Source organism: Nocardioides sp. (assembly GCF_035481145.1).
Classification (GTDB): Bacteria; Actinomycetota; Actinomycetes; order Propionibacteriales; family Nocardioidaceae; genus Nocardioides.
Genome location: NZ_DATIHB010000028.1, coordinates 1 through 3,105, shown reverse-complemented (window position 1 = coordinate 3,105; position 3,105 = coordinate 1). Strand labels below are relative to the sequence as shown.

The following is a 3,105-nucleotide window of genomic DNA, read 5'->3' as shown; positions in this document are numbered from 1 at the left end:
CGCCGTACGTCGCGGCGACGTCGGCGGGGTTGGCGATCCCGCAGTGCTTCAGCGACAGGCACCCACAGCCGATGCACGAGTCGAGGCCGTCACGGAGTCGCTCGAGCGCGCGAAGCTGCTCGTCGAGGCGGCCGCGCCAGTGCTTCGAGATCCGGTGCCAGTCGGCCTTCGTGGGCGTACGGCCCGACGGCAGGCTGTCGAGCTCGACGCGGATCTCCTCGAGGCTGAGCCCGACGTTGCTCGCGGCGCGGATGAACGCCAGCCGGCGCAGGACCTCGCGCTCGTAGACGCGACGGCCACCCGGCGTACGCGCGGCGTGGATGAGGCCCTGGGCCTCGTAGTAGCGCAGGGCGGAGGCGGCGAAGCCGCTGCGCTCCGCCACCTGCGTCACCGTCAACGGAGCCTTCACGTCGATCGATTCCATCGCCGATCACCTCTTGACTTCAAGTTAACTTGAACTTGAACAGTGGCATGACAACGCCAACTGATCAAGGGGAACCACATGTCCATCGCACTCATCACCGGCGGCTCCCGCGGCCTCGGCCGCGCTCTCGTCCTCGCGCTCGCCGACGCCGGCTGGACCGTCGTCACCGATGCCCGCGACGCGGCCGCGCTCGCTGACCTGGACCATCCGCGGATCCACGCGGTGGCTGGCGACATCACGGACGCCGGCCACCGTGCCGCCCTCCTTGCGACGTTGACCGGCCTCGGCGGACTCGACCTGCTGGTCCACAACGCGGGCACGCTCGGACCGTCGCCGCTGCCGCGACTCGAGGAGCTGAGCATCGATGATCTCGCCGCCGTGTGGCGGCCGAACATCGGTGCGCCGCTCGTCCTCACTGCCACGCTCCTGCCGCTCCTCGTCGCGTCGCGCGGCGCCCTCGTCGGCGTCACCTCGGACGCGGCCGTCGAGCACTACCCGGGCTGGGGCCTCTACGGCGCGTCGAAGGCAGCGCTGGAGCACCTCGTCCTGCAGTACGCCGCAGAGAATCCGGCGATCACGGGCTACGCCGTCGACCCGGGGGACATGCGCACCCGCATGCACCAGGACGCCTTCCCCGGAGAGGACATCTCCGACCGGCCGCTGCCCGAGGCGGTGGTTCCGCACCTGCTGGCGCTGTTGGCAGAGCGCCCGCCCTCGGGCCGCCATCGCCTCTCCGAGGTCGCGGTCCCGTCGATCGACGGGAGCGCCGCATGAGCACCCCCGCCGTTGTCTTCCCGGAGCCCGGTGAGCACACCGCGGCGTCCCCTCCGGAGGCCCGGGGCATCGCCCGCGACCAGGTGCGGCTCCTCGTCGCGCGGCCGGACAGCATCACCCACACGCGGTTCCGCACCATCACCGCTCACCTGCGTCCCGGCGACGTCCTCGTCGTCAACGACTCCGCGACCGTGGCGGGGGAGCTCGACGCCCGGCTCTGGCGCGAGGGCACCGGGCACTGGCAGGTCGTCCTCCACCTGGGTTCCCGCCTCGACGACGGGACGCGCGTCATCGAGCTGCGGACCGCTCCCGACGCCCGGTACCCGGTGCTCGAGGCTGCCGCCGGGGACGTCGTCGAGGCCGGGCCTGCCCGCCTGCGTCTCCTCGCGGCGTACCCGGAGAGCGGCTCGCCGACCGGCCGCGGCAACCGGCTCTGGCGGGCGAGCGTCGAGGGTGACCTCGAGCAGGTGGTGGCGCGCCGCGGTCGCCCGATCGCCTACGGCTACCTCAACCGGCGCTATCCGCTGAGCGACTACCAGACCGTCTTCGGCACCCGTCCCGGCAGCGCCGAGATGCCGTCGGCCGGCCGTCCCTTCACCGAGGGGCTGGTCGCCGACCTCGTCGCACGTGGCGTGCTGGTCGCCCGGGTCACCCTCCACACGGGGCTCAGCTCGCAGGAAGCGGGTGAACCGCCGCAGGCGGAGTGGTTCGAGGTCACCGAGGAGACCGCACGCCTGGTCGAAGGTGCCCGCGCGGCGGGCGGCCGTGTCGTCGCCGTCGGCACGACGGCCACGCGCGCGCTCGAGTCGGCGGTCGTCGAGGGGAGGCTCGTCGCCCGCAGCGGCTGGACGGACCGGGTCATCACACCGTCGGATCCACCCCACGTCGTGACGGGCCTGATCACCGGCTGGCACGACCCCGGAGCCTCGCACCTGCTGCTGGTGGAGGCGGTCGCCGGGCGCGCGCTCGCGCAGGCGGCGTACGACGCGGCGACGGCCGAGGGCTATCTCTGGCACGAGTTCGGTGACAGCGCCCTCCTGCTGCCGTGAGCGGGCGCGATACCGAATCGCGAGTAACCTCGCGCGCCCCGTAGTCTTGACCGCGTGACCAGCACCGTTCCCGACCTGTCCGCGCTGCACGCGATGGGGGCTGCCCAGCAGCCGACCTATCCGGACGCCGCGGCGGTCGACCTCGCCGTCGACCGCCTGCGCACGTCGCCGCCGCTGGTCTTTGCGGGCGAGTGCGACGACCTGAAGGAGAAGATCGCCGCCGTCGTCCGTGGCGAGGCCTTCATCCTCCAGGGCGGTGACTGCGCCGAGACCTTCGCCGGCGTCACGGCCGACAACGTCCGCAACAAGCTCCGCGTTCTCCTGCAGATGGCGGTCGTGCTGACGTACGCCGGGTCCGTCCCGGTGGTGAAGCTCGGCCGCATCGCAGGGCAGTACGCCAAGCCGCGCTCGAGCGACTTCGAGACCCGCACCGTCGACGGCGAGAAGGTGACCCTTCCGGCGTACCGCGGTGATGCCGTCAACGGCTACGACTTCACCTCGGAGTCGCGCGTTCCCGACCCGCAGCGCCTCGTCGACGTCTACAACAACTCCGCCGCCACGCTCAACCTCGTGCGCGCCTTCACGACAGGTGGCTACGCCGACCTGCGCCAGGTCCACACGTGGAACACCGACTTCGTCCGCTCCTCGCCGGCCGGTCGCCGCTACGAGAAGATGGCCGGCGAGATCGAGAAGGCCCTCGAGTTCATGCAGGCGATCGGCGCCGACCCCAAGGAGTTCCACGGGGTCGACTTCTACAACAGCCACGAGGCGCTCGTCCTCGAGTACGAACACGCCATGACGCGCATCGACAGCCGCACCAACGCGCCGTACGACGTCTCGGCGCACATGGTCTGGATC

At 71.7% G+C, this 3,105-nt stretch carries 4 protein-coding genes; 3 read left to right on the top strand and 1 reads right to left on the bottom strand.

Annotated elements, in window-relative coordinates; all coding sequences use genetic code 11:
* Positions 1 to 424: redox-sensitive transcriptional activator SoxR (gene soxR / locus VLF38_RS02565; RefSeq protein ID WP_325269727.1), on the bottom strand; the 424-nt coding region annotated here is incomplete at its 3' end.
* Positions 425 to 502: 78 nt separating this feature from the next.
* Here soxR and VLF38_RS02560 point away from each other — a divergent pair.
* From VLF38_RS02560 to VLF38_RS02550, 3 genes are all read left to right on the top strand, one after another.
* Positions 503 to 1,198 carry an SDR family NAD(P)-dependent oxidoreductase gene (locus VLF38_RS02560; protein ID WP_325269726.1) on the top strand — a complete coding sequence of 232 codons (696 nt, stop codon included), beginning with the start codon at positions 503 to 505 and terminating at the stop codon, positions 1,196 to 1,198.
* Positions 1,195 to 2,247, top strand: a complete 1,053-nt coding sequence (locus VLF38_RS02555; RefSeq protein ID WP_325269725.1) for an S-adenosylmethionine:tRNA ribosyltransferase-isomerase — start codon at positions 1,195 to 1,197, stop codon at positions 2,245 to 2,247. The genes VLF38_RS02560 and VLF38_RS02555 overlap by 4 nt, the downstream gene beginning before the upstream one ends.
* 93 nt (positions 2,248 to 2,340) lie before the next feature.
* Positions 2,341 to 3,105, top strand: a 765-nt coding sequence (locus VLF38_RS02550) for a 3-deoxy-7-phosphoheptulonate synthase (RefSeq protein WP_325269728.1), incomplete at its 3' end; no start/stop codon positions are given.

Bases quoted from the DNA above. Each gene is read 5' to 3' on its own strand.
- VLF38_RS02560 (WP_325269726.1), top strand. From the start codon at position 503: ATGTCCATCGCACTCATCACCGGCGGCTCCCGCGGCCTCGGCCGCGCT.
- VLF38_RS02555 (WP_325269725.1), top strand. From the start codon at position 1,195: ATGAGCACCCCCGCCGTTGTCTTCCCGGAGCCCGGTGAGCACACCGCG.